15 protein-coding genes, 1 pseudogene and 1 riboswitch are annotated in these 22,403 nt (G+C 40.3%); of the genes and pseudogenes, 4 read left to right on the top strand and 12 right to left on the bottom strand.

Annotated features, from left to right (window positions below; genetic code table 11):
* Window positions 1-109: 109 nt before the first annotated feature.
* The gene (locus CU633_RS10665) at window positions 110-1,015 is read left to right on the top strand and encodes a DMT family transporter (RefSeq protein WP_101660252.1); all 906 of its coding nucleotides are present in this window, start codon (window positions 110-112) and stop codon (window positions 1,013-1,015) included.
* On the opposite strand, the gene CU633_RS10660 is transcribed toward CU633_RS10665, so the two are convergent.
* Complete coding sequence (locus CU633_RS10660) at window positions 992-1,204, bottom strand: PTS sugar transporter subunit IIA (protein WP_180954934.1); 213 nt, start codon at window positions 1,202-1,204, stop codon at window positions 992-994. The two genes, CU633_RS10665 and CU633_RS10660, sit on opposite strands and share 24 nt — an antisense overlap.
* Window positions 1,205-2,002: 798 nt before the next feature.
* Between CU633_RS10660 and CU633_RS10655 the strand changes: the two genes are divergently transcribed.
* Together CU633_RS10655 and CU633_RS10650 are read left to right on the top strand one after the other, a co-directional pair.
* Window positions 2,003-2,629 carry a nitroreductase family protein gene (locus tag CU633_RS10655; protein ID WP_101660248.1) on the top strand — a complete coding sequence of 209 codons (627 nt, stop codon included), beginning with the start codon at window positions 2,003-2,005 and terminating at the stop codon, window positions 2,627-2,629.
* Window positions 2,630-2,902: 273 nt separating this feature from the next.
* On the top strand, window positions 2,903-3,082 hold the full coding sequence (locus CU633_RS10650) for an SE1832 family protein (RefSeq protein ID WP_101660246.1): 180 nt from the start codon (window positions 2,903-2,905) through the stop codon (window positions 3,080-3,082).
* A gap of 94 nt (window positions 3,083-3,176) precedes the next feature.
* Here CU633_RS10650 and CU633_RS10645 read toward each other — a convergent pair whose 3' ends face one another.
* The 11 genes and pseudogenes from CU633_RS10645 to CU633_RS10590 form a co-directional block, all read right to left on the bottom strand.
* Window positions 3,177-4,376, bottom strand: coding sequence for an ROK family transcriptional regulator (locus tag CU633_RS10645; protein WP_101660244.1), 1,200 nt, complete (start codon window positions 4,374-4,376; stop codon window positions 3,177-3,179).
* Between the two features lie 229 nt (window positions 4,377-4,605).
* Window positions 4,606-5,595 (bottom strand): glycyl-radical enzyme activating protein, encoded by a 990-nt coding sequence (locus CU633_RS10640; RefSeq protein ID WP_101660242.1) that lies wholly within the window; start codon window positions 5,593-5,595, stop codon window positions 4,606-4,608.
* A gap of 241 nt (window positions 5,596-5,836) precedes the next feature.
* A pseudogene (locus CU633_RS10630) lies at window positions 5,837-8,326 on the bottom strand (glycyl radical protein).
* 232 nt (window positions 8,327-8,558) lie between these two features.
* Window positions 8,559-9,650 (bottom strand): substrate-binding domain-containing protein, encoded by a 1,092-nt coding sequence (locus CU633_RS10625; protein ID WP_180954933.1) that lies wholly within the window; start codon window positions 9,648-9,650, stop codon window positions 8,559-8,561.
* A 111-nt stretch (window positions 9,651-9,761) separates the two neighbouring features.
* Window positions 9,762-10,751, bottom strand: a complete 990-nt coding sequence (locus CU633_RS10620; RefSeq protein WP_101660234.1) for an ABC transporter permease — start codon at window positions 10,749-10,751, stop codon at window positions 9,762-9,764.
* A gap of 12 nt (window positions 10,752-10,763) precedes the next feature.
* Window positions 10,764-12,242: a sugar ABC transporter ATP-binding protein gene (locus CU633_RS10615; RefSeq protein ID WP_101660232.1), complete on the bottom strand. Its 1,479-nt coding sequence runs from the start codon at window positions 12,240-12,242 to the stop codon at window positions 10,764-10,766.
* Window positions 12,243-12,724: 482 nt separating this feature from the next.
* Window positions 12,725-13,495 carry a helix-turn-helix domain-containing protein gene (locus CU633_RS10610; protein WP_101660230.1) on the bottom strand — a complete coding sequence of 257 codons (771 nt, stop codon included), beginning with the start codon at window positions 13,493-13,495 and terminating at the stop codon, window positions 12,725-12,727.
* A 45-nt stretch (window positions 13,496-13,540) separates the two neighbouring features.
* On the bottom strand, window positions 13,541-15,052 hold the full coding sequence (locus tag CU633_RS10605) for a class I adenylate-forming enzyme family protein (RefSeq protein WP_101660228.1): 1,512 nt from the start codon (window positions 15,050-15,052) through the stop codon (window positions 13,541-13,543).
* 186 nt (window positions 15,053-15,238) lie between these two features.
* Window positions 15,239-16,495: a cation:dicarboxylate symporter family transporter gene (locus tag CU633_RS10600; RefSeq protein ID WP_101660226.1), complete on the bottom strand. Its 1,257-nt coding sequence runs from the start codon at window positions 16,493-16,495 to the stop codon at window positions 15,239-15,241.
* A 129-nt stretch (window positions 16,496-16,624) separates the two neighbouring features.
* A riboswitch (cyclic di-AMP (ydaO/yuaA leader) is annotated at window positions 16,625-16,769 on the bottom strand.
* Between the two features lie 252 nt (window positions 16,770-17,021).
* Complete coding sequence (locus CU633_RS10595; protein WP_101660224.1) at window positions 17,022-19,628, bottom strand: calcium-translocating P-type ATPase, PMCA-type; 2,607 nt, start codon at window positions 19,626-19,628, stop codon at window positions 17,022-17,024.
* Window positions 19,629-19,948: 320 nt separating this feature from the next.
* Window positions 19,949-21,079, bottom strand: coding sequence for a glycerate kinase (locus CU633_RS10590; RefSeq protein WP_101660222.1), 1,131 nt, complete (start codon window positions 21,077-21,079; stop codon window positions 19,949-19,951).
* A gap of 150 nt (window positions 21,080-21,229) precedes the next feature.
* On the opposite strand from CU633_RS10590, the gene CU633_RS10585 reads away from it, so the two are divergent.
* Window positions 21,230-22,327, top strand: a complete 1,098-nt coding sequence (locus CU633_RS10585) for a CdaR family transcriptional regulator (protein WP_101660219.1) — start codon at window positions 21,230-21,232, stop codon at window positions 22,325-22,327.
* Window positions 22,328-22,403 lie beyond the last annotated feature (76 nt).

The following is a 22,403-nucleotide window of genomic DNA, read 5'->3' as shown; positions in this document are numbered from 1 at the left end:
TCCCGGGCGACTGTAGGTCAAAAGGCCGGAAATGGTCATTGCATCTCTTAAACAATTAAAGGAATTGTAGCTTGGCTGGTGGAATAAATAAGATAAGGGGGATGACACAATGTATTTAGGTATTTTTTTAATTTTATTATCTGCAGCGGGGTTCGGTTTGCTGCCGATCTTTGCACTTTATGCTTATGAGAGCGGCATAAGTGTGGCGACTCTGTTGTTCCTGCGTTTTGCGTTTGCTGCAACCATTCTATTCTTCTATCTTTTCATAAAAAAGCAGCCACTCCAAATAACAAAAAAGCTACTATTTTCGCTGTTTTTCCTGGGCGGCGTCTTATACACTTTACAATCAACCTTTTACTTTTTGGCGGTCCAATACATCCCCGCCTCGCTGGCAGCTTTAATTCTATATTTATATCCTGTGTTTGTGGCAGTGCTCTCCTTTTTCATCAACAACGAAAAACTATCAAAGCCGCTGCTTGCTTCGATCATTGTTTCTTTATGCGGGATCGTCCTTATTCTCGGTGCACCGGCGGGAAATGTGAATTACACCGGACTTTTATTGGCACTTGGCGCTGCGATTGTGTACTCTGTTTATATCATTTTTGGGAATCTTGTTGCTTTAAAAGTACAGCCGATCATCACAAGCGCCTTTATAGCATTCTTTGCCTCGGTCTCATTTTTAGCCGGCGGGTTATTGACAAACTCCCTGAACTTCCAATTTGATATGTCAGGCTGGATTCCGGTCGCTGGCATCGCTTTGTTTTCAAGCGTGATCGCGATGTTTACGTTTTTTGCGGGAATGAACATAATCGGCCCTGTGAGAGCGTCAATTCTGAGCATGGCAGAGCCTGTCGTTACGATTGTTTGCTCGACCTTATTGTTTGGAGAAAGCATGTCGTTTTTACAGCTAATCGGCGGATTCATCGTGCTCACCGGAGCAGCATTCGTTGTATTGGCCAGAGAAAAGAATCATTCTGAACTACAAGCATCTTTAAGCAGAAAGACTTTCAATTAATGCAAAAATTTCTTTTGCTGACACGGCCTGATGAATGGTATGAATGTTGTTTTGATCAGACATGATTTTATTCAGCTGGGATAAAGCCCGGACATGTTTTTTTTCTTGTGTGGCGGCCAGCACAATAATAATCGTGATCTCGTTGAACTCGCCAAAGCTTATCCCCTTTTTTAAGCACAAAAGACTCATGCCTGCCCTGTTTACTCCATCCTGGAGCACCATAGGAAACATTACCAGCGATGACCAAAAATTCTCAATTGCATCCCCTTTTGTAGCAGATCACAGATTGATCAAATTTTCTTTAATGATCACAGACATGGTCTTTGTCCTCCCCTGAAGTTGTATTCTTTGTGAAATTATTCACTTATTCTGTTGCTTTTATTATATCACCCGTCTTTTTCGTTTTGTTACCGCTTTCATCCCAACATTTTGTGTAGTATTTTGTCTATCTTTGTGATGAACGGACTGGAGGTTTGAGATGCAGTTTTTTGTAGGGGACCAATTATATTTCTTAAAGTATGGAAAAGCTGATATTAGAATCAAAAAACAATCATTTTATATGCTCTTTTGAGAGGAATATGATCAAATTAAGGTTAATGGCTTAATTTGAGGTGTTTAAACTAACATATTTTTATTTTAAATTCCTTAAAAATTCCTACCATTAGTGTTCAGTCAGATTAATTAAGCGATAACATTCGAGGGAATTAAGCGAAACCGAGATTTACGAGCGGAACTCGAGATTTACGAGCGGAACTCGAGATTTACGAGCGGAATTTGAGATTTACGAGCGGAATTTGAGATTTACGAGCGGAACTCGAGATTTACGAGCGGAACCGATAAAATGCAAAAGCTGGGCCTGTGTTAGTTACTGTAAATTAAAAACTTGGGGAATGGTGAAACAAATTTTTTGACAGGTTTCACTTACTAATAGTAAGCTGTAAAAGCTACTTACTTTTAATAAGTGAAATGATTTTAGGAGGAATAGAAATGTCAGCATCTGAGCAAAGCTTATCAACGGTGATCCGTGAACGCCACTCTGTCAGGAAGTACGATCCGGGATATAAAATTTCAAAAGAAGAAATTGAAGATATTTTAAAGGAAGCCACACTGGCTCCTTCATCAAGCAATTTGCAACCGTGGCAGTTCCTTGTCATTCAAGATGAGGAAACAAAAAAAGAACTGAGAGCAATCGCCAATAACCAGGAGCAAGTAGAAACATCCTCCGCCGTTATTGCTATTCTCGGCGATTTAGAAATGTATAAAAACGTGGAGAAAGTCTATCGCAGTGCCCATGAAGCAGGCTTTATGGATGAAGCGAACATGAACCGGTTAATCGAAGGGACCAATAAAACATACCCTGCAGCACCAACAGAAGTAAGAGCAAACATTGCTTCATTCGATGCAGGCCTCGTCGCCATGCAGCTCATGCTAATCGCAAAAGCAAGGGGCTATGACACAGTGCCAATGGGCGGATTTGACAAACAAAAATTCCGTGAAAGATTTAATGTATCTGACAGATACATGCCAGTTGTTTTGATTGCATTAGGAAAAGCAGCTGCACCTGCATTCCAGACTACCCGGCTGCCTTTGGAGGATGTTGTAAGGTTTATTTGATAGATAAGGTTGTGAAAATGGGTCCAAAAAGTCTTGCTTTTGGACCCATTAATTTTCAATAAAATAATTTATAAAAAAACAGCAGTTATTCCACTGTCGATTCTCGAAATCTCTTATATCCTGTTTTTGTTCCTAAAAATCGAGCTTTGTTTTAATCCGCGCAGGTATCGCAGCACTATGATATGTGATTAATTTGTTGCTGTTTGACGAAGTTTTTTATACATGTTACTTTTTATCATATTAATAGTATAAAAGAATACGAGGTGGAAACAAATGACCAAATCCGAAATTCAATACAAAATCCAAGACCTGAAAGCGGAATATGTCCGCCTGCAGAATGATCTGGAAAAACTCGAATATGTACAAGGCAATACCGCCCCACTCTATAAGCAGCTCGATGAAATCGAAGCAGAATTAAGAACACTCAATAAAGAGTTGGATGAGCTTAAATAAACAACTAAAAGGTCACAAAAAATGGAACTGTGACCTTTTCAATAAGGATATTTAGTATTTTATCCTTTTTAGGCATCTTATGATCTCTTTGATTTCAGCTGTATTCCGGCATAAATATCTTCTTAAGAACCAGTGTAACAGCACCAATAGCCGTGCCGTATACTCCTAAATTTGTCGTACTGATTGGAGTTGAATTCAATGCTCTTTTCTCGACCATTTCCTTCATAGGGACCAAAAGAAATTCACCAGCGTTTGAGACTCCTCCGCCTAGTATGATCCTGGCCGGATTTAACGTGTTGATCATGTTTGCAATTCCTATTCCAAGATAACGCCCTGCATCTCCAAGGACTTCAATGGCTAGTTGATCACCTTTGACAGCAGCCTGATGAACAATTTCCCCGGTAATTTGATCCAAATCTCTATATACTAATGCCTCAATGAGGCTTTTTCTGCCAAGGCGAATTTCCTTTTGTGCTCTTGCAGTAATTGCCGGGCCTGCAACAAGAGCCTGCAGGCATCCATAATTTCCGCAGCTGCATTTTGGTCCTTCAACATCGATCGTAGTGTGGCCAATTTCTCCAGCTGTAAAGCTTGATCCTGTAAAAAGCTTATGGTCTAAAATAATACCTGCCCCCACACCCATGCCAACATTAATACAAATAAAATTATCAATGCCCTGTCCATTTCCAAACCAGCTCTCACCCAGGGCCATCGCTCTGACATCATTCTCTACTTCAACAGGTATTTGAAACTCTTCCTCTAATCTTTTCCGAATAGGAATATTTCGCAAGTTTAGATTTGGGGCGTATTGGGCCACCCCTTTTCGAGGGTCAACGAGCCCATGCATACCTACACCAATACCCAGAATATTAGCGTCTTTTAACTTTGCTAACATGGTATGAACCGATTCAATCAGCAGTTCCATAAAGGTTTCTGCTGTTAAAGAAAGGGGCATTTTCACAATAAGAGTATCCACGACATCAGCATTGATATTAGTTGAAACCAATTTAAGATTATCGACTCCCACATCAACTCCAATAACCCGGAATGTAGAAGAATTAAGGCAAAGCATAATCGGTTTACGCCCTCCGGTTGAAGTACCCAGATCACTCTCCAACACTAATTTAGACTCTAATAGTTCATTCACCAGATTGGTCACCGTGGGAGGAGTCAAATTGGTTTTTTTGGCAATTTCCGCACGGGAAATTGGTCCTTCCGTACGAATCTCATTCAATATAAGCGATTTATTGAGTGATTTCATAAACTGAAAGCTACCAACCATTCCAGTTGTCATCGTTCTGTCCTCTTTTCTCATTTTTATATCCTGGAACCCATCACATTGGGATATTTGTTATTTTCAACACTGCAATGATTATTGCAAGTGAATCTTTCAGGTTTAGCTGCGCCTTCTCCAAAAGGAAGATCGTTGCTAGTAGAACACTTATTTGTGCAATAGACAACACAGCAAAGATTTGTTTTATTAATGTCTTTATGCTAGAACCGTTTTGGTTTAAATCAACGACTTAGAATTGGAATACACTAATTCCTAAATCTAATAAAATATTATTTAATTTATCCATATATTCGTTAGTTGGAGGTTCTAAGTCTTTCAGTTTGTATTCTCTTCCGATGCTTTTGTATTTGCCTCGTCCTAATTTGTGATACGGTAACAATTCTATACCTTGGACACCTTTACATTTATCTTTAATAAAATTCCCTATATCAAGGATGTTCTGTTCCGAATCATTAAAGCCGGGAATAACGGGAGTACGAATATATATTTTAAAACCGTATATTTGAGACAATTCACTTAACTTCTGGATATTAACTAAAACTTGAGTGTTATCGTGTGTAGTCCATTCTTTATATTTATCACCATCAAGATTTTTCAAATCTATAAAAAGAACATCAAGATAAGGAGCAACAAGCTTATAATCTTCTAATTTTCCGGCACCACAAGTCTCCATCGCGGTATCTATCCAATGGTCTTTACAGTAACGTAACATAGAATAAACGAAATCAGCCTGAAACATGGGTTCACCACCGGAAATAGTTACACCGCCGCCACTTTCTTCGTAAAAAGATATATCACGAATAACCTCTTTATAAGCATCCAAAACTGTCATCGACTCGCCTATTGCTTTCCTTGCTCCTGAGTAGCACTCCAGGGTACATGGAAATTTTTCAGTTTTGCCAAAACAGTTTTTCCGGCATATTGACCGGTCAACAATCATTTCCCTGTCGACTACCGTTATAGCATTGAATGTACAATTGGAAACACACCTGCGGCAGCCTATACATTTATCTTCGAAAAATGCCATTTCTATATAACTCTGCTGGGTTTCGGGATTACAGCACCAGGCACACCTTAAAGGACAACCTTTAAGAAATATCACAGAGCGTATCCCAGGTCCATCATGTATCGCGTAACGTTCAATTTCAGTCAATGTCCCTTTTACATTTTCCAAGTCTTTAGACGAAGCATTTAAAAGATCCCCTTTAATCATGCCCATACAAAATCCCTCCTATCAACCAATCACTGTAACCTCAACCTTCCAGCGTAATTTTATGTATGTAATTAAATCAACATTTCGTGTATTTTTACATTTATAACATTCTATGATTGAAGGAAGGGCTCAGTAGTTTTATCCCACTTGCCCTTTCCTCATAACTAATACCAAAACTTTTAATTGGGTCCATTTAATGATTTTGTTTATTGGATCCTCAATATTAATTTTTTTTATATATGAGAAATCATAGTCTCTCTTCTGTTCTTTCTATAATATCCTGTTGAACGTCTTTAGATAATTGAGTAAAGTATGCGCTATAACCGGCAACACGCACGATTAAATCTGGATAATTTTCAGGATTTTTTTGAGCATCTAATAGGGTTTTTCTGTTAACAACGTTAAACTGCATTTGCGCTCCACCAGACTGAAAATATCGATCAATGATACTAACAAATCTTCTTAACCCGTCGGTTCTCTTTACACCATTAACTACATTTTCATTGCTCACTCTGGCTATCTCTACATTACTCATTTTGGCGACCTCCTTTTTTTATCGTAAATCCTCTGGAACGAATTTAAGATTGTACAGCGATCCACATGAAAGAAGTATATTATTAAGCTTTGATACTGAAGCGGTTGCCGCAGTCGGGCCTTTCTTATCTGTACCTCTCATCGGAGATTGCCCATCCGCTACAGATGTCCATGCATCTCTGCCGTCAGGTGTAGCACCGCAAACTTTACCAAACGGTGTATTACTAGAAACCGTACTGGTCGAGCAGTGCAGCGTACCACCAATCGGTCCTCTTCCATATCTTGTATTTTTGTAGGTTACAAGAGTATTAGCAGCATGAGCCAGCATATCCCTTGCCAGAAAATCCACTTCGTCTATATCGTTTCCATACTTTGGAATATTCAGGCACATTGCTTTTATTTCGGGACCTGTTGGATTAGTATTCATATCCTTGAATTCAGTTTTCAGCGCATGCAAAAGCTGTTTCCCGGTAAGAATTTTATCCTCAAATATCAACTTCTTAATTGCGTAAAGACTGTTAGCTACATTAGCTGTTCCAATCGTTTGCTGTCCGGTCAAATCATATTTAGCCCCGCCTTTTTTCAGTGGTTTACCTCTCGGAATTGTGGTAGTCGGACATCCAAAGACTGCAGCGATTGGCTCTTCTAAACGTTCTTCCCAAAGCTGGTCTATCGTATTTTCCAGAATGGCTTCCATTTTAATGTAGTACTCCAGCTGGTCAATATATGCTTCCTTGGCTTCTTCAAAGGAGCTAAATGACTCCAAATCTTTTCCATTTTGATTTGGATGTAAGCGTATTCCAGTCCTTGGATCAGTACCTCCATAAAGAGACATTTCTAGTATCTTTGTAAGGTTAAGCCATGCTCCACCTGTTCTGCCACCCAACAAGCCGGCAGTCCCAGGCTCTACGCACCCAATAATACAATAGTTATATGCATCGTCCAGTTCATACCCCCTGTTCATCAGCGCTGGGATGTATACCTCATCGTTAAAGACGGACGGCAGACCCATCCCTAATCGAATTACCTCAGCTACCTTCATTTTGAATTCCAATGGAGATTTGTTATGGAAACGCACAGTCAAAGATGGCTGAGGTACCCTGGTATTAGCAGTGGCTTCCAAGCATATAAAACTGAGCTCATTTGTAGCGTCGCTCTTGGTCTTTGGATTCTGTCCGCCAACGGTAAGATTCTGGAACATTGGAACCCCACGGAAATAGTCTGTGTCTTCCCAGCTTCTTACCTTATTGATCGTATAAATCTGATAATAGAAGTTCTCGGTTAACTCCAAAGCAGCATCCCTGGTCAGGCTTCCATCAGCAATACCCTTCTCGTAAAGATTCTGCAAAATCTGATCAAAGCGTCCAAATGAGATTCCGGCTCCATTATCTTCAATTTGAATACAGATATGGGTGAAAATGATAAACTGCAGCGCCTCCCGGAATGTACGGGCCGGATACAGAGGTACTCTGCGGCAAATTTCTGCTATTTCTTTCAGCTCCATATGGCGAGATACATCCTTTTCCTGAGAAGCCATTTTTTCTGCGAGATCAGCATAACGGTTTGCAAACTTTATAGTAGCCTTGCAACTTATGATTGCTGCTTCATAAAAATCTTTTTTCAAGATAGTATCCGGCTCTGTCCAATCCAAGTTCGCAATATATCCCTCGCACTGGTCTATCACATACTGTAAACCGTGCTCAAACAACCATTTATGGTCTGGTGCGAAGTGTCCGTCTCCTCCTTGGAAATATGCCCCGATATCTGCTGCTTTGATCTGAGCGTGAGTTGCTAATGCTTCTTTTGGAAGACGTCCTCTCAACGCCTCGGTATGTGTCTGGCCTTTCCACCAGTTGATAATTTCAATTAATTTTTCTCTGTCTTCCTGGTTGAAATCATATTTATCAGCAGGACGATCCCATGGGTAGGATGGGTTTCCGTTAAGTATTTCATCCTCCATCCATTCCACATCAAATTCAGGGAATAAAGGGGCCCAGCGTGGTTTGGAAGTCTGGTTACCTACAAAAAAACTGCCAGGCATTAAATAAATGGACATATTTTCAAGAACATTTGCAATCGCTTTGGCACGGCGAACTATTGCTGGTAAATTCATATTTTGTCTATAGATTTCTGTCATATAGTAGGCTCTTTCAATACAAATACCCGGTTTAAAAGAAGTGATGTGTTTGTAAAGAGCATCCATACGTGCAGACCTTTGTGGCTTTATTTCTAACTGAAAGGAACTTAACTCAATTGCCATAAATTTTCCCTCCTATTTTTAATAACCAGCTTTTACAATACAGCATAAATCACCAGTTTCTTTAACTTGGTGCAGCTACTATACTTATCTAATTTTCCGAGAGGCAATTTGACCAAAATTTGATACTTTGATAAGTTTTCATAAATTATCTCCGCCATCGGTTGAGATTGAATTACTAATAAGAAGAATTCGGATCGTATAGTTCTTCTGCGTTGTCACGGTTAATAATCGGATTAGCTATGTAATGAAGGGCTGGAACTTGTTCCCCTTGCACTACCTTAATCGCCATCTTTACTGCGTCAGCTCCTTGAACTCTGGGGTCATTACTTACGGTTACAACCAAACCGGATTTTGGGTCCATAATTTTTCGAATCGCTTCTTTTGTGCCGTCAATTGATCCAATAAGAGTTTGCTCACTAAGACCCGTATTTTTAAGCGCAGTAAAAATACCTGGCAGCATGACATCACTCATACAAAACACAACTTGTAAATCTGGATGGGACGTTGCGATGTCCTGCATTTCCGGCAGGGCTTTATCTGGTACCCAGTTGCCAAAACGTTCTGCAACTAACTCTAGATTAGACTTTCCATATTTCTCTAACATAAAATCTGTCCAGCCTGAAATCATTCCGTTTCGTCGATATTGAGAGACCAATTCCTTTGGATAACCACTTATCATTGCCGCCTTGATTACTTTGTCCCCAAATTTTTCTGAAGCAGCTTTAGCCAGTTCCCAGCCTGTTTTATAACCCGTATCTCTCGGATCATCGGAAACAAAGGATACTGCATTTGCCTTGGCATCAAGGTTACTGTTCACCGCAATTAATGGAATATTTTTTTCTGCTAATTTATTTGTTGCAGGTATAACACCGGAAGGATCCTGCGGGTTCATAATAACTGCATCGACACCTTGGGCAATTAGATCTTCAACACCAGATACTTGTTTTGCTACATCACCCTGGGCATCCAGCACAACAAGTTCCACATCATGTTTTTTCGCCTCCGCTTCGGCTCCCCGAATTAGATTCGTATACCAGTCACTACCGGCTACTCTTCGCTGCGAGAAACCGATTACAATTTTATCTCCATTTTTCTTTCTTGCCGGCTCCACTTTTTCGGATGTTGACTCTTGTTGAGTTTTAGCAGAGGCTACTTTCTGCTTCGTAGCCGTAGATTCATTCATCGGAACGACGCACCCCGTAAGTAATAGGGCCAGTCCTGCTAATAGAGCGATGGTTTTTATTAAAGCAGTTTTTTTACCTTTCATAATCCTCACCCCACAAATTTGAGAAATAAATAACAGTATTGTAAGTAAGTTCAGCATTATATTCTTTCCGGTGAAAAAGAGTATCGAATTCTCAGACCTCATTGGAATCTTTTATGCTTTCTTCCTGGCTGCCATTGTTGTCAAAAGAACAGCGACCAAAATAATTAAACCCTGAATGACCATCTGCGGGTACGAGGCAACACCTGTCAAGTTTAATATGTTGCGGATAATACCGATTAAAAAGGCTCCCAAAACAGCATTTAACGCAAAGCCTTTGCCTCCTATTAACGAGGCTCCCCCTACCACAACAGCAGCAATAGCATCAAGCTCATACCCCTGTCCATATAATGCACTGCCAGTACTTAATCTAGCAGTAGTCATCAATCCACCCAGTCCTGCTAAAGCACCACTAATGACATATGCGATAATAATGTCACGATTGATTGGTGCACCGGCCAACCGTGCAGCCTCTGAATTTCCGCCGACTGCATAAAGTCTTCTGCCAAATGTCGTCATCCTCAGCATGAAGATTGCAATTCCAAGTGTTAAAAAAAGAATGATGATTGGAGTGTAAATTCCACCAACAACCGTCTTGCCCGCCAAAATTGCCAAAAATGTGTTATCTTCAATCGTAACCAAGGAACCTACCTGAAAAATATAAGCCAAGCCTCGATAGATTGTTAACGTTGCAAGTGTCACAACAAAAGGAGTTATTTTGCCATAGGTTACGGCAAGCCCATTTCCTAACCCTGCAACCGCCATCAGTATCATAACCAAAATGATGGTTAAGATAGGGTTCATTCCCATTCCTAAAAACGAGGCTGATAATACACTTGCAAGAGCGGCTACAGATCCAACCGAAAGATCAATCCCCCCAGTTATGACAACCAGCAATTGTCCTAAAGCCAAGAATGCGATAACGGAATTTTGCAGAAGGATGTTACTCATATTGTCAAAGGTTAAGAACTTATCTGATAGAAATGAGCAAAAAACCACAAGTATACACAGAAAAATGAATAAATAATTTTTTGTAAGCAACTTTAAAAAAGACAATTTTGCACCAAATGCCGGCATATTTAATATCTCTTGGTTAGCTTTCAACCCACTCACCTCTTATAACATATATTGGATTACTTTTTCTTCGGATGATTCTTCATGCGATACTTCTTTTACTATTTTTCCGCCTGCCATTACTAGAACCCGGTCACACATCAAAACTTCAGGCAACTCAGACGAAATAACGATAACAGAACCTCCATCCTTTACAAATTCATTGATCAGGTGATAAATTTCGGCTTTTGCTCCCACATCAATTCCCCGTGTCGGTTCATCAAATATTAAGACCTTTGCATTCTTATATAACCAACGGGCAATGATCAGTTTCTGTTGATTTCCTCCACTTAATGTTCTTGTTTCTTGGGATAAACCGCTTACACGAACTTGAAGCTTACTTACTAATCCTTTGCCATCCTCCTGTTCTTTTCTCTTATTTACCACACCGAGCCTGGATAATTTGTCCAATCCAGATATCGTCATGTTCTCCAGTGCAGACATTCCTAGAATCAACCCTTGATATTTACGGTCTTCCGGCAATAAAGCAATACCTTGCTTAATTGCGTCTCGGGGAGAATGCACTGACAAAATCTTGCCATTCAACTTTATCTCTGCCTTACATGGATCTGCTCCAAATATTGCTCTTACTAATTCCGTCCTGCCACTTCCAACGAGTCCTGCTATCCCAAGTACCTCACCTTTGTAAAGGTCAAAACTTATATTTTGCAGCAAATTTGGTGTACTTAAACCTTTCACTGATAAAACCTTTGTTTCCTTCTTAGATATAGAACCTAATCTCATATGTGAAAGCTCACGGCCCACCATTAATTTAATTAAGTCCTCCCGGTTCAACTCTTTTGTATTTCTTGTTGCCACATGTTGACCGTCCTTTAGAACAGTGACACGATCTGAAATTCTGAAAACCTCTGGAAGTTTATGAGATATGTAAACGATCCCCAAACCTTCACTTCTTAATTTGTTTACTAGCTCTATTAATCTTTCCACATCCTGTGGTGCTAATGGTGCAGTTGGTTCGTCTAGAATAACAATTCTTGTCTTCCTATGAAGAGCCTTCGCAATTTCAACGATTTGTTGTTTGGCTATTCCCAATGTACCTACTACTGCATCTACTTCCAAATCAAAACCCATTTGATTTAAAACACGCTCAGCCTCATACTTCATCCTTCTCCAATCGACAACCCCCCTAATTTTTTGAGGATAGTCCCCTATAAAAATATTTTCGGCGACTGTTAATTCAGGAACTAAACTTAACTCCTGGTGTATAATTGCGATTCCAAGTTTTTGGGCTACATCAGGTTTATTTATGTGCACTAACTTACCTTCAAAAAAAATTTCACCTTCATCTGGATTATATATTCCAGACAAAATTTTCATCATGGTGGATTTCCCGGCTCCATTTTCTCCACAGAGTGCATGAATTTCACCTGCCCGGATTGTAAAATCCACATTACTAAGTGCTTTAACACCCGGAAAGTTCTTACCAATCCCCCGCATTTCTAACAGTACTTCTTGATTCATTATGGTCCCCCTCCTGACTACGTTTATTACTGTTTTTTTAATAAAGAGGAATTTTCTTTTCCCTCTTATTACTCGCCCCCTTACTTGCTTATGAGCGACTATGTAATGGCCAATGGCAAAAGGGTCTTGGAAATAACGACTCGTGAATACGTTTTCAATAAAAACTAAAATGACAGAGAACTCATTAAAATGAACCCGAAATTCTATAGTTCATATTTCTCAAGTCCCCTAAAAAGACTTACTTAATTAATTGATTTAATTAACTATCTAAATTATAAGTGGTACGTTTTTACCCAGATAAAATATTTTGACCTTTTGGGTTTAACATTTTTGCTGAGATTCTTGATATTTAGCAAAATATTTATTGGAATGTTAAATTCATTCAACCTATCAGAACAAAACAAAAAGGCTGATAGTAAGTGTTAATACTAAAGGCAACACTTACTATCAGTCAGAAGCGAAACAAAACCAAAAATGATTTATCATCCTTTTAATGAGCTTTTATGAAATAATTTAACAAAGTCTCCCCTGTATTCAGTGGGTGTTTTACCTTCCATTCGTTTAAAAGTGGTTGTGAAGTAGCTTGCGTTTGCGAACCCTGTGTTATTGGCAACTACTTCGATTGGGAAAGATGTTGTTTTAAGCAGTTTTTTAGCTTGATTTAGTCTGTATTTTTTCAGGTACTCAATGAATGAAATCTTCATCTCGGCTTTAAATAAACGGCTGAAGTAACAGTCACTGAGATAAACATAATTCGCAACCTCATGCAGTGTAATTTCGTCTTGGTATTTGTTGTGAATAAAGTCTAAAGCATGTTTAACCGGATTTTTTAAATCATCAACTGACTCAGTTTCTTCGCGCAAACCAGGTGAATGTTGAATAAGATCCGGGATTTGCAACCTATCCACGACATTGAGAAGCTTTCCTTTGGAAAGAGGTTTCATCAGGTATCCACAAAAACCGGCATTGATTGAAGCCTCAACGATTTCAAACATTTTTAGTTGAGACAGGACAATGATCGCGACCTGTGGGGATATTTTGATTAATTCCTTACCCAATTGAATTCCATCCACATCCGGCAGTGATAAATCCATCATGACCAAACTTGGCCTCTTTTGCTGAAAAATACTTAATGCACTTTTTCCAGAATCAGATTCGTAAATTGATAGGTGATTATATTGACTTTCTTGAAGCATTAATTTAATTTCCTGACGAATGATTTTCTCATAATCCAATATCAACAACCCTGCCAAGTGAATCTCCCCTTATGCATTACAATTGTTTTCACACGTTTTTTTTTAGGTAGACAGAGATGCATTTGATCCTATCGGTAATTCCATTAAAATTTTGTATTTTCTTGGACGTTTAAAACTGGATAAATGGTTTTTACAATAATAATCTAATTCCTGAATGGTAAGTGTTAAATCGTTTGGAACGATATAGGCGACAATTGTCTGCCCGCAATGTTGATCCTTTACACCCAGTACCATAGCTTCCGCTACCTTTGGGTTGCTGAGCAATACTTTTTCGATCTCTTCCGGAAAAACCTTTTCCCCTGCAGAAATCACCATATTATCTAACCGGCCAACAATAAACAAGTCCTCCTCATCATCTATGTAACCAAGGTCCCCGGTGAAAAACCAATTATCCCGTATTGCTTTTCCTGACCAATCCGGCTGTTTCCAATACCCACTAAAAGCCTCAATAGACTCAATATGGACGATAATTTCTCCCACTTCTCCTCTTTTAACTAAATCTTGTGGTGCAGATAGATTGACCTTGCCAGGGTTCACAAGCCGGATCTTCTGATGAACACCCGGTTTCCCAACACACCCTTTTGTGTTCTCAAGTACAGAACAGGTGGCAATTGTGAAAATCTCTGTACAACCATAGTAATTAATAAAGGATTCCGGGTTTAATAGCTGGATGCATTTTTTTATTAGATCCTCCGGCATTGCAGCGCCACCATAGGCAATTTTCTTCAGAAAGGATAAATCAAAATCTTTGATGTTAGGGTCATTTAAAAGCTCATAGTATTTAGTCGGATCCATAAATAAACATGTGATTTTTTCTTTAGAAATTAAATTAAGTAAGTCCAGGGAATCAAAAAATGGGGATGGAATGATATAGGTTCCATTTAAAACAATCATCGAAAGAATCATTCGAATTCCCCTGATGTGGCAAAGCGGTATAACACCCAAGGTTCTCTCGAAAGGCTTATATCTATTTTCATTTATGAAGGTTATCGTCGATGAATATTCGCTTTTATGTGAGCGTGGAACTCCTTTCGGAATCCCGGTTGTTCCCAGGGTGTACAATATCATTGCTATTTCATGATCATCAAATCTTGTAGTCTCAAAATCAGCTGCTCCCCGCAGGATCAATTCCTGAAAGCTGATATCACCGCCTAATGGTGAAATGTCTATGAGAATAGGCTTTCTATTAAATTTAATTTTGTCCATATAATCGATGCGACCGTAATCGCAGAAAATGATTTTCGGCTCCGTATCATTGATACAGTATTGAACTTCTTTTATCGAAAGGTGGTAATGAAGCGGAACAAAAATCGCTCCTAATTTTTGGACGGCAAAAAAGATAAGAATACATTCTACTTGGTTTTGAAACAAAACCATCACTCGTTCCCCTTTTTGGATTCCGAGCTTTTGCATGGAAAAAGCAAGTTTGTTTACTTCCAAATTTAAATCTGAAAATTTATAATGGGATTCTCCTTCAATGACAGCAATTTTATCCGGGTGCCTATTTACGGCGACTTCGAGAGCTGTTCCTAGATTCAGTTTTATCAACCCCAATTTATTAACTTTTCCTAACTATAGAATTTTGTCAGTACGTTTCTATAGTAAGCGCTTCCAAACTAGAATACAGTATCAAATATCACAGGTAAGATAAATTTTCCTATTTTCGAATCATAAGTTTGCCATTTTAAACAAAAAACAGCCAGGATAAGGAATCCCCTTTCTCCTGACTGTTATTTTCTATTATGAAGCTTGCTCAATTGGCTCCATTTCTTGAGCAGGGTTGAAGTTACCTTCCCATTTAGAAATGACAATTGCCGCAAGAGAGTTTCCTACTACGTTTACAGCTGTTCGTCCCATATCAAGAATTCGGTCGATTCCAGCGATAAATGCCAAACCTTCAACAGGTAAGCCAACAGTTCCTAATGTGGCTAACAGAACGACGAATGATACGCCCGGAACTCCGGCAATTCCTTTCGAAGTTACCATCAGCACAAGCATTAACGAAATCTGCTCGCCGATGCTCATATCGATTCCATACATTTGGGCGATAAAGATGGCAGCAAGTGCTTGATAAAGCGTTGAACCATCGAGGTTAAAGGAGTAGCCAGTCGGAATAACGAAAGAAGTAATATGCTTCGGACATCCGATCTTCTCCATTTTATCCATGATTCTTGGCAATACTGTTTCTGAGCTTGCCGTCGAGAATGCCAATATTAATTCGTCTTTCAAAATCTTAATCAATTTAAATACACTGAATCCTGCCAGTTTCGCAACTACTCCCAAAACAATGATCACAAAGAAAATCATCGTTCCAAATACTGTGAGCACCAATTTCCCGAGCGGGATTAGCGATGTAATCCCAAACTTGGAAACCGTTACTCCGATCAATGCGAAAACACCAAACGGAGCGAATCTCATGATTTGGTTGGTTGCATAAAACATGGCGTCTGCAGTTCCCTGGAAGAAGGCAATCACCGGTTTTCCTTTATCACCGATTGCAGAAATCCCCAAACCGAACACAAGCGCAAAGAAGATGATTGCAAGCATGTCACCCTCTGCCACGGCCGCAATTGGATTGGTTGGGACAATTTCTACCAATGTATCGACAAGCGATTTACTTTCCTGACTTTCAGCTGTGTCAACATAACTTGCGATATCAGTTTTGTCCAGCTGGCTCATGTTAACACCAGCGCCAGGCTGGAATATATTCGCTGCGGCAATCCCAACAATGATTGCAATTGTCGTAATGATTTCAAAATATAATATCGTCTTACCGCCGATTTTACCGAGCTGTTTAATATCTCCTACACCTGCTACGGCAACAATGATACTTGCGATCACTATCGGCACGACAATCATTTTAATTAAACGGAGAAATATGTCTCCAATTGGTTTTAAATATGAGGCCACTTCCGGATTTCCGTAAAATAAAGCCCCCACAATAATTCCGAGAATTAGACCGATAAAAATTTGGCCTGCTAAACTAATCTTTTTCATCTACATCCTCACCTTCTGTCATATTCTATGCTGCCAAAGCAGTAATCTCGGTGAGGGAAACACGATGGCTGCCCTGCTTCCACAAAAAAAGACACGTGGGTGTCTTGTTTAACAGAAACAATTTTCATACTGTTCCCTCTAAGACGCTGACGAGGTTAGCTGTCGGGTTAGGACTTGGAAACAAAATGCCCTTTCATTCATGAATTCACCCCATGCGGCAAAGCCGCCGAATTGGTTCCCCCGTTCTTTAATTCAGATTAAGCGCAAATAATATTAAAATAATATCTTATAATTATAAAAATGTAAATATATTGACCTAAACTTGTTTTTGGCAGATATTAAAAATAAAAAAACATTGAAAATTCACACAACATCAGGAATTTTTTAAAGTTAATGAAGTGATGGCTGCGTCAAGAAATACATTTCTATTATTTTTCCGGAATAATTTAGTATTGGTTAATAAACGACCTCCCTTTTCCGGAAAAGGGAGGCTGATTATGGTGAGTTGATACTTTTGCAAATGCGTTTATTTGTCGCTTCTTACAAACATCAATTTATACAACTGAATCACGACAAACGGCATTAACGATAAACCATATATGGAGAGAAGCTGTGCCCTGTTTAATGCGGCTACTTCAAACACGTCCATGAGCGGTTCGAACAATAGGACGAGATGCAATAATAAAATGCCAATTATAACAGCATACCAGATGAATTTATTTGAAAATAACCCGATTTTAAAAATCGATTCCTTCGCTCTTGCGTTAAAGCTATGGAATAATCTCGACATGCATAAAGTGGCGAAAGCCATTGTACTGGCAATGGCAGCATCCCCGGTCGACAAGCCGATATGAAAGGCAATAAGCGTAGCTGCCGCGATGAGGAGACCTTCAATAACGACCCGTATTGCAAATTCTTTGTTTAAGAGCGGCGTATGTATATCCCTTGGCTTCTCTTTCATCAGTTTTTCGTTGTGCGGCTCCAACCCGATCGCGATCGCCGGAAGGCTGTCTGTCAGCAAGTTGATGAATAAAAGATGGACCGGTGCAAAAGGCACTGGCAATGCACCCAATGAAGCGTACAATACCGAAAAAATTGCTCCGGTATTCCCCGACAGCAGGAACCTGATCGCATTTTTAATGTTTTCATATATGCTTCGTCCGTTCGAAATCGCTTTAACGATTGTCGAGAAGTTATCGTCTGTTAAAACCATTGATGAAGCATCTTTCGCGACCTCTGTACCGGTAATTCCCATCGCAATCCCGACATCGGCTTGCTTTAAGGCCGGCGCATCATTTACTCCGTCGCCCGTCATTGCCACGACGTTCCCTTTTTCCTGCCACGCCTTGACGATCCTGATTTTGTGCTCAGGAGATACCCTTGCATACACAGATATATTTTCAACCCTGTTCCGCAGTTCTTCATCGGATAATTTTTCGATTTCTTTGCCCTCTACGGCTTCCGTATCATTCCGCAAAATTCCGATTTGCCTGGCGATCGCACTTGCTGTTATTCGATGGTCCCCCGTGATCATAACGGGCTTGATGCCTGCTCGAATACAGTTTTTGACCGCCTCTTCCGACTCTTCCCTTGGCGGATCCATCATCGCTGTCAGGCCTGCAAATATGTAGCCTGTTTCATCTTCGAGGCTGATATCCGGGTCATTGACGTCTTTATAGGCAAACGCAAGAACCCTTAATCCATTACTTGAAAAATCCCTGTTTACTATTTCGATTTCCCGCTTATGCTCTTCAGTAAGCTCTGTTACACCCTCTGAAGTTTCGATCTTGACTGTTCTTGCAAGCAGCACATCCAGTGCACCTTTTGTAAACATCACGGATTTATGGTTATATTTATTGACAGTGCTCATCAGCTTTCGATCAGCATCAAACGGGATTTCACCGATTCTTGGATACTCTTCTCTAATCTTCAGTTCATCCAGCCCGTATTTCTCTCCAAAGTTGACGAGGGCGATTTCTGTCGGGTCTCCCATTTCCTTTTTTTCCTCGGTAATTGAGTCATTACAGAGAAGAGCCATCAATAAAAGCTTTTTATCCAGAGGCCGGTCCAAATTCAGTTCATTCTGATCCAGCACCTTATTGTTAACAAACACCTTTTGGACGGTCATTTTGTTTTGTGTCAATGTTCCTGTCTTATCTGAACAGATAACAGAAATACTTCCGAGACTTTCAACAGCATGAAGCCGTCTAATAATCGCATTTTCCCTGGCCATTCTCTGCGTACCAAATGCAAGCACGATGGTAACGATTGAACTTAAAGCTTCCGGAATCGCGGCGACAGCAAGGGAGACGGCAAACATAAATGAGTCAACAATCTCACGGCCCCTGAACAAATCAAGGCCAAAGATAATGATCGAAATGATGATGATGACAACGGCAAGCTTTTTTCCGAAATCATCCAAATTCTCCTGAAGAGGCGTTTTCTTCTCTCTTGCTGTACCGAGGAGATTCGCGATTTTCCCGATTTCCGTATTCATCCCGATTCCAGTTACTAAAACAACGGCTCTTCCGTAAGTGACGAAGCTGCCTGAAAAGACCATATTTTTTCTATCGCCAATTGGAACGTCGTCCTCATCAATCGCTTCGACAGACTTTAGCGCACTGACCGATTCACCTGTAAGAGAACTTTCATTCACCTGTAAGCTATGAGACTCAAGGATCCGGCCATCTGCACTCACATAGTCACCGGCGTCCAAAAAAAGAATGTCCCCGACCACCAATTCCCTTGAGGGAATCTCGGTTCTATGCCCGTTTCTTAAAACCTTGGCTGTTGGCGAAGAAAGAGCCTTCAAGCTTCTGAGTGATTGCTCCGCTTTAATATGCTGGACTGTACCCAGTATTGCATTAATGATGACGACGATCAGGATAACAATCGTACTTTCAAACTTCCCTAAAAAGGCCGAAATAACGGCTGCTACAAGCAGGATGATCACCAGAAAATCTTTAAACTGTTCGAAAAACACTTGGACAGCACTTTTTCGTCTCGCTTCTGCCAGTTCATTAAAACCGTACTGCCCGCGCCTTTTTTCAACATCTTCCGTATTTAAACCGTGCTCAGTAACATCTAACTCCCTCATCACTTCTTCTGTTGATTTCCTGTAAAAATCACTCATTTAAAATCTCCTCCAAACAAGCAGAAAGCTCTGATTCAGATCTTGTTTCAAAAAGTATGTAAATATTTTAAAAAAGGTGATGATCCATTAAAAATGCTGCTTTGCTAATTGTTCCCTAAAACATTGATTCTAATATGCCGTTTGTTGAAATCTGAAACCGGTCTAACCCGGCTTGAAACTTCAAAATATTGCTATCGCTTTAACAATATCTAATACAAAGCAGAATTTCAAAAGTTTCAATAGATCAATTCTGACGAAATTATGCAGATGCAAACACAAAAAAACAGAGAGCCTCATCCCATCTCTCTGTCTCCTAATGCCTAAGGTGCCAAGTATGTGCGCATGACTTGCTCCGCGGATTGCTCGAGAAGTCCGGCTGCTCTTTCGATCGCTTCTTGAAGCGTCATCGGAGCGTTTACAATACTGTGCACACTATGGATCCCATGTTCGTACAACGTTTCAATTCCCTTTCCAATCGATCCGGACAGAACAAAAACGGGAATTCCATTTTTCTTTGCTTCCTCTGCAACTCCCATTGGTGTTTTACCTGAAGCCGTTTGAAAGTCAATTTGGCCTTCTCCCGTAAAGACGCAGTCGGCTCCGGATAATTTTTCCGCCAGTCCTGTATACTCGATGACGATATCTATTCCCCTTTTCGTTACTGCCGGAAAAAACGCCTGAAAGGCTCCGCCGATGCCCCCGGCCGCACCGGCACCCGGTTTATCATGCAGCCGAATTCCGGTCTTTTCTTCAACTAAATCAGCCCAATGCTGCAGATTCGCATCAAGGATTTCCAACATTTCAACAGTTGCCCCTTTTTGCGGTCCAAATACATAGGTCGCTCCATCTGGGCCGACTAAAGGGTTTTGTACATCTGTCGCAATCAAAAATTCCGCCTCGGCAATGCGCGGGTCAAAGTCCCGATCGTCAATGGTCGCAATCCGGGATAGCTCAGCACCGCCAAAACCGATTGAAACACTGTGAGAGTCCAGCAATCTCATGCCGAGAGCCTGCAGCATCCCAACCCCGCCATCGTTAGTAGCGCTGCCGCCAATAGCCAGAATAAATTTGCGACAGCCATCATCCAGCGCTTTTTTAATCAATTGTCCTGTTCCGAAAGTCGTCGCAGCCATGGGATTGCGCTGTTCAGAGGTTATCAGGCACAACCCTGAAGCGCTCGCCATTTCAATGATGCATGTTTGTTGGTCCCCGAGAATTCCATACGCTGCTTTAACTTCTCCACCCAAGGGTCCGTTCACAATCACATCTACCTTCCTGCCGTTGGTTGCAGCCACTAAACTGTCCATTGTTCCCTCTCCCCCATCTGCAACCGGTACTAAAACCGCATCAACTTCCGGCGCCGCTTTTTTGACGCCTTTTTCAATTGCCAGTGCTGCTTCATATGCTGTTAAAGATCCTTTGAAAGAGTCGGGCGCAATAACAACCTTCATGCAATGTCCCACCTTATATAAATATTTTATTTTTATTATAGTCTGCGGAAACTATCAATTCATCGGTTTATATCAATAAAAAATATTATAGATTTCGGGATTTTTTTGTCTATAATAAATAATAAATCTTTATGGCAAGGATGGGGTCATATGTTAACCCGGGAGATGGCGAAAGAAATTGTCGAACAAACGATGATCCGTTTAAATCGGAATATTAATATTATGGATGAGACAGGAACGATTATTGCTTCAGGCGACCCGGACCGCATTGATCAAGTACACTTTGGAGCATTAGAAGTGCTGCGAACAGGTGAACCTTTAATTATAAATGAAAGCAATTTGCACGAATGGAGCGGGGCCCATCCGGGAATTAATCTGCCTATCCAATTTCAGGACCTTATTATTGGTGTCATCGGAATAACTGGAGATACTACGGAAGTAAGGGAGTTTGGCGAGCTGGTGAAAATGATCACCGAAATGATGATTCACCAGGCTTTTCTTGCCGCGCAGATCGAGTGGAGGCAGCGCTTAAAAGAACAGGTCTTTGAGGACTTACTGAAGGATAGAGATCATATCGACACGATTAAACAAAGGCTCAATTTGCTCGGGATAGAAATGGAAGCACCGTTTCAAGTCGGGTTGGTGGAAATAGGAATAAACCAGTTAAAAAACACAGAAATTATACAGATATTTGAGGATATTTTTGCTGTTAAACAAGCACTGATTGGATTTTCAACCGCTAACCGCTTATTTATTTTAACGTCAAACATGCCGGAAACAAGCTTTATAAAAAAATTGGCGTTAGCTTCCAAGCAACTGCATTCTAAACATATTTCTGTGCATATAGGAATTGGTTCTATTGCAAGCGCTCAAACACACATCCGCCATTCCTATCAAGAATCCCTAAGTACTCTACTATTGGCAAGCAACGAACAAGTGATCACAACATATTCTGAAGTTGAAATGAAAGCTCTCCTCGTTCACCTCGATGAACGCGCGAAGCGGCAATTTTCCAACCGCGTTCTTGGCAATTTACCAGAAAAACTGATCGCAACCCTGGAGCATTTTTTCGCAGCCAATCTTAATATTGGGGAGTGCGCCAACAATATGTATATTCATCGAAACTCCCTTGTTTACAGGATCAAGAAAATCAAGGAGCTTACAGGTTATAACCCGCAATTATTAAGCGATGCGATTCCCTTGCAGCTCGCTGTTTGGATTTATCGAATGAGTGACAGTGAAGATTAGAGCTGTGTTCAAAAACAATCTGTTTACATACAAAATTTTTACAATTTCTTAACACTGGGTCAAGAAAAACATGCAT

Origin of the sequence: Bacillus sp. V3-13 (assembly GCF_002860165.1) — a bacterium.
Lineage (GTDB): Bacteria > Bacillota > Bacilli > Bacillales > Cytobacillaceae > Bacillus_BJ.
Note: the sequence above shows the minus strand (reverse complement) of the source record. Positions and strands in the feature narration are given on the sequence as shown.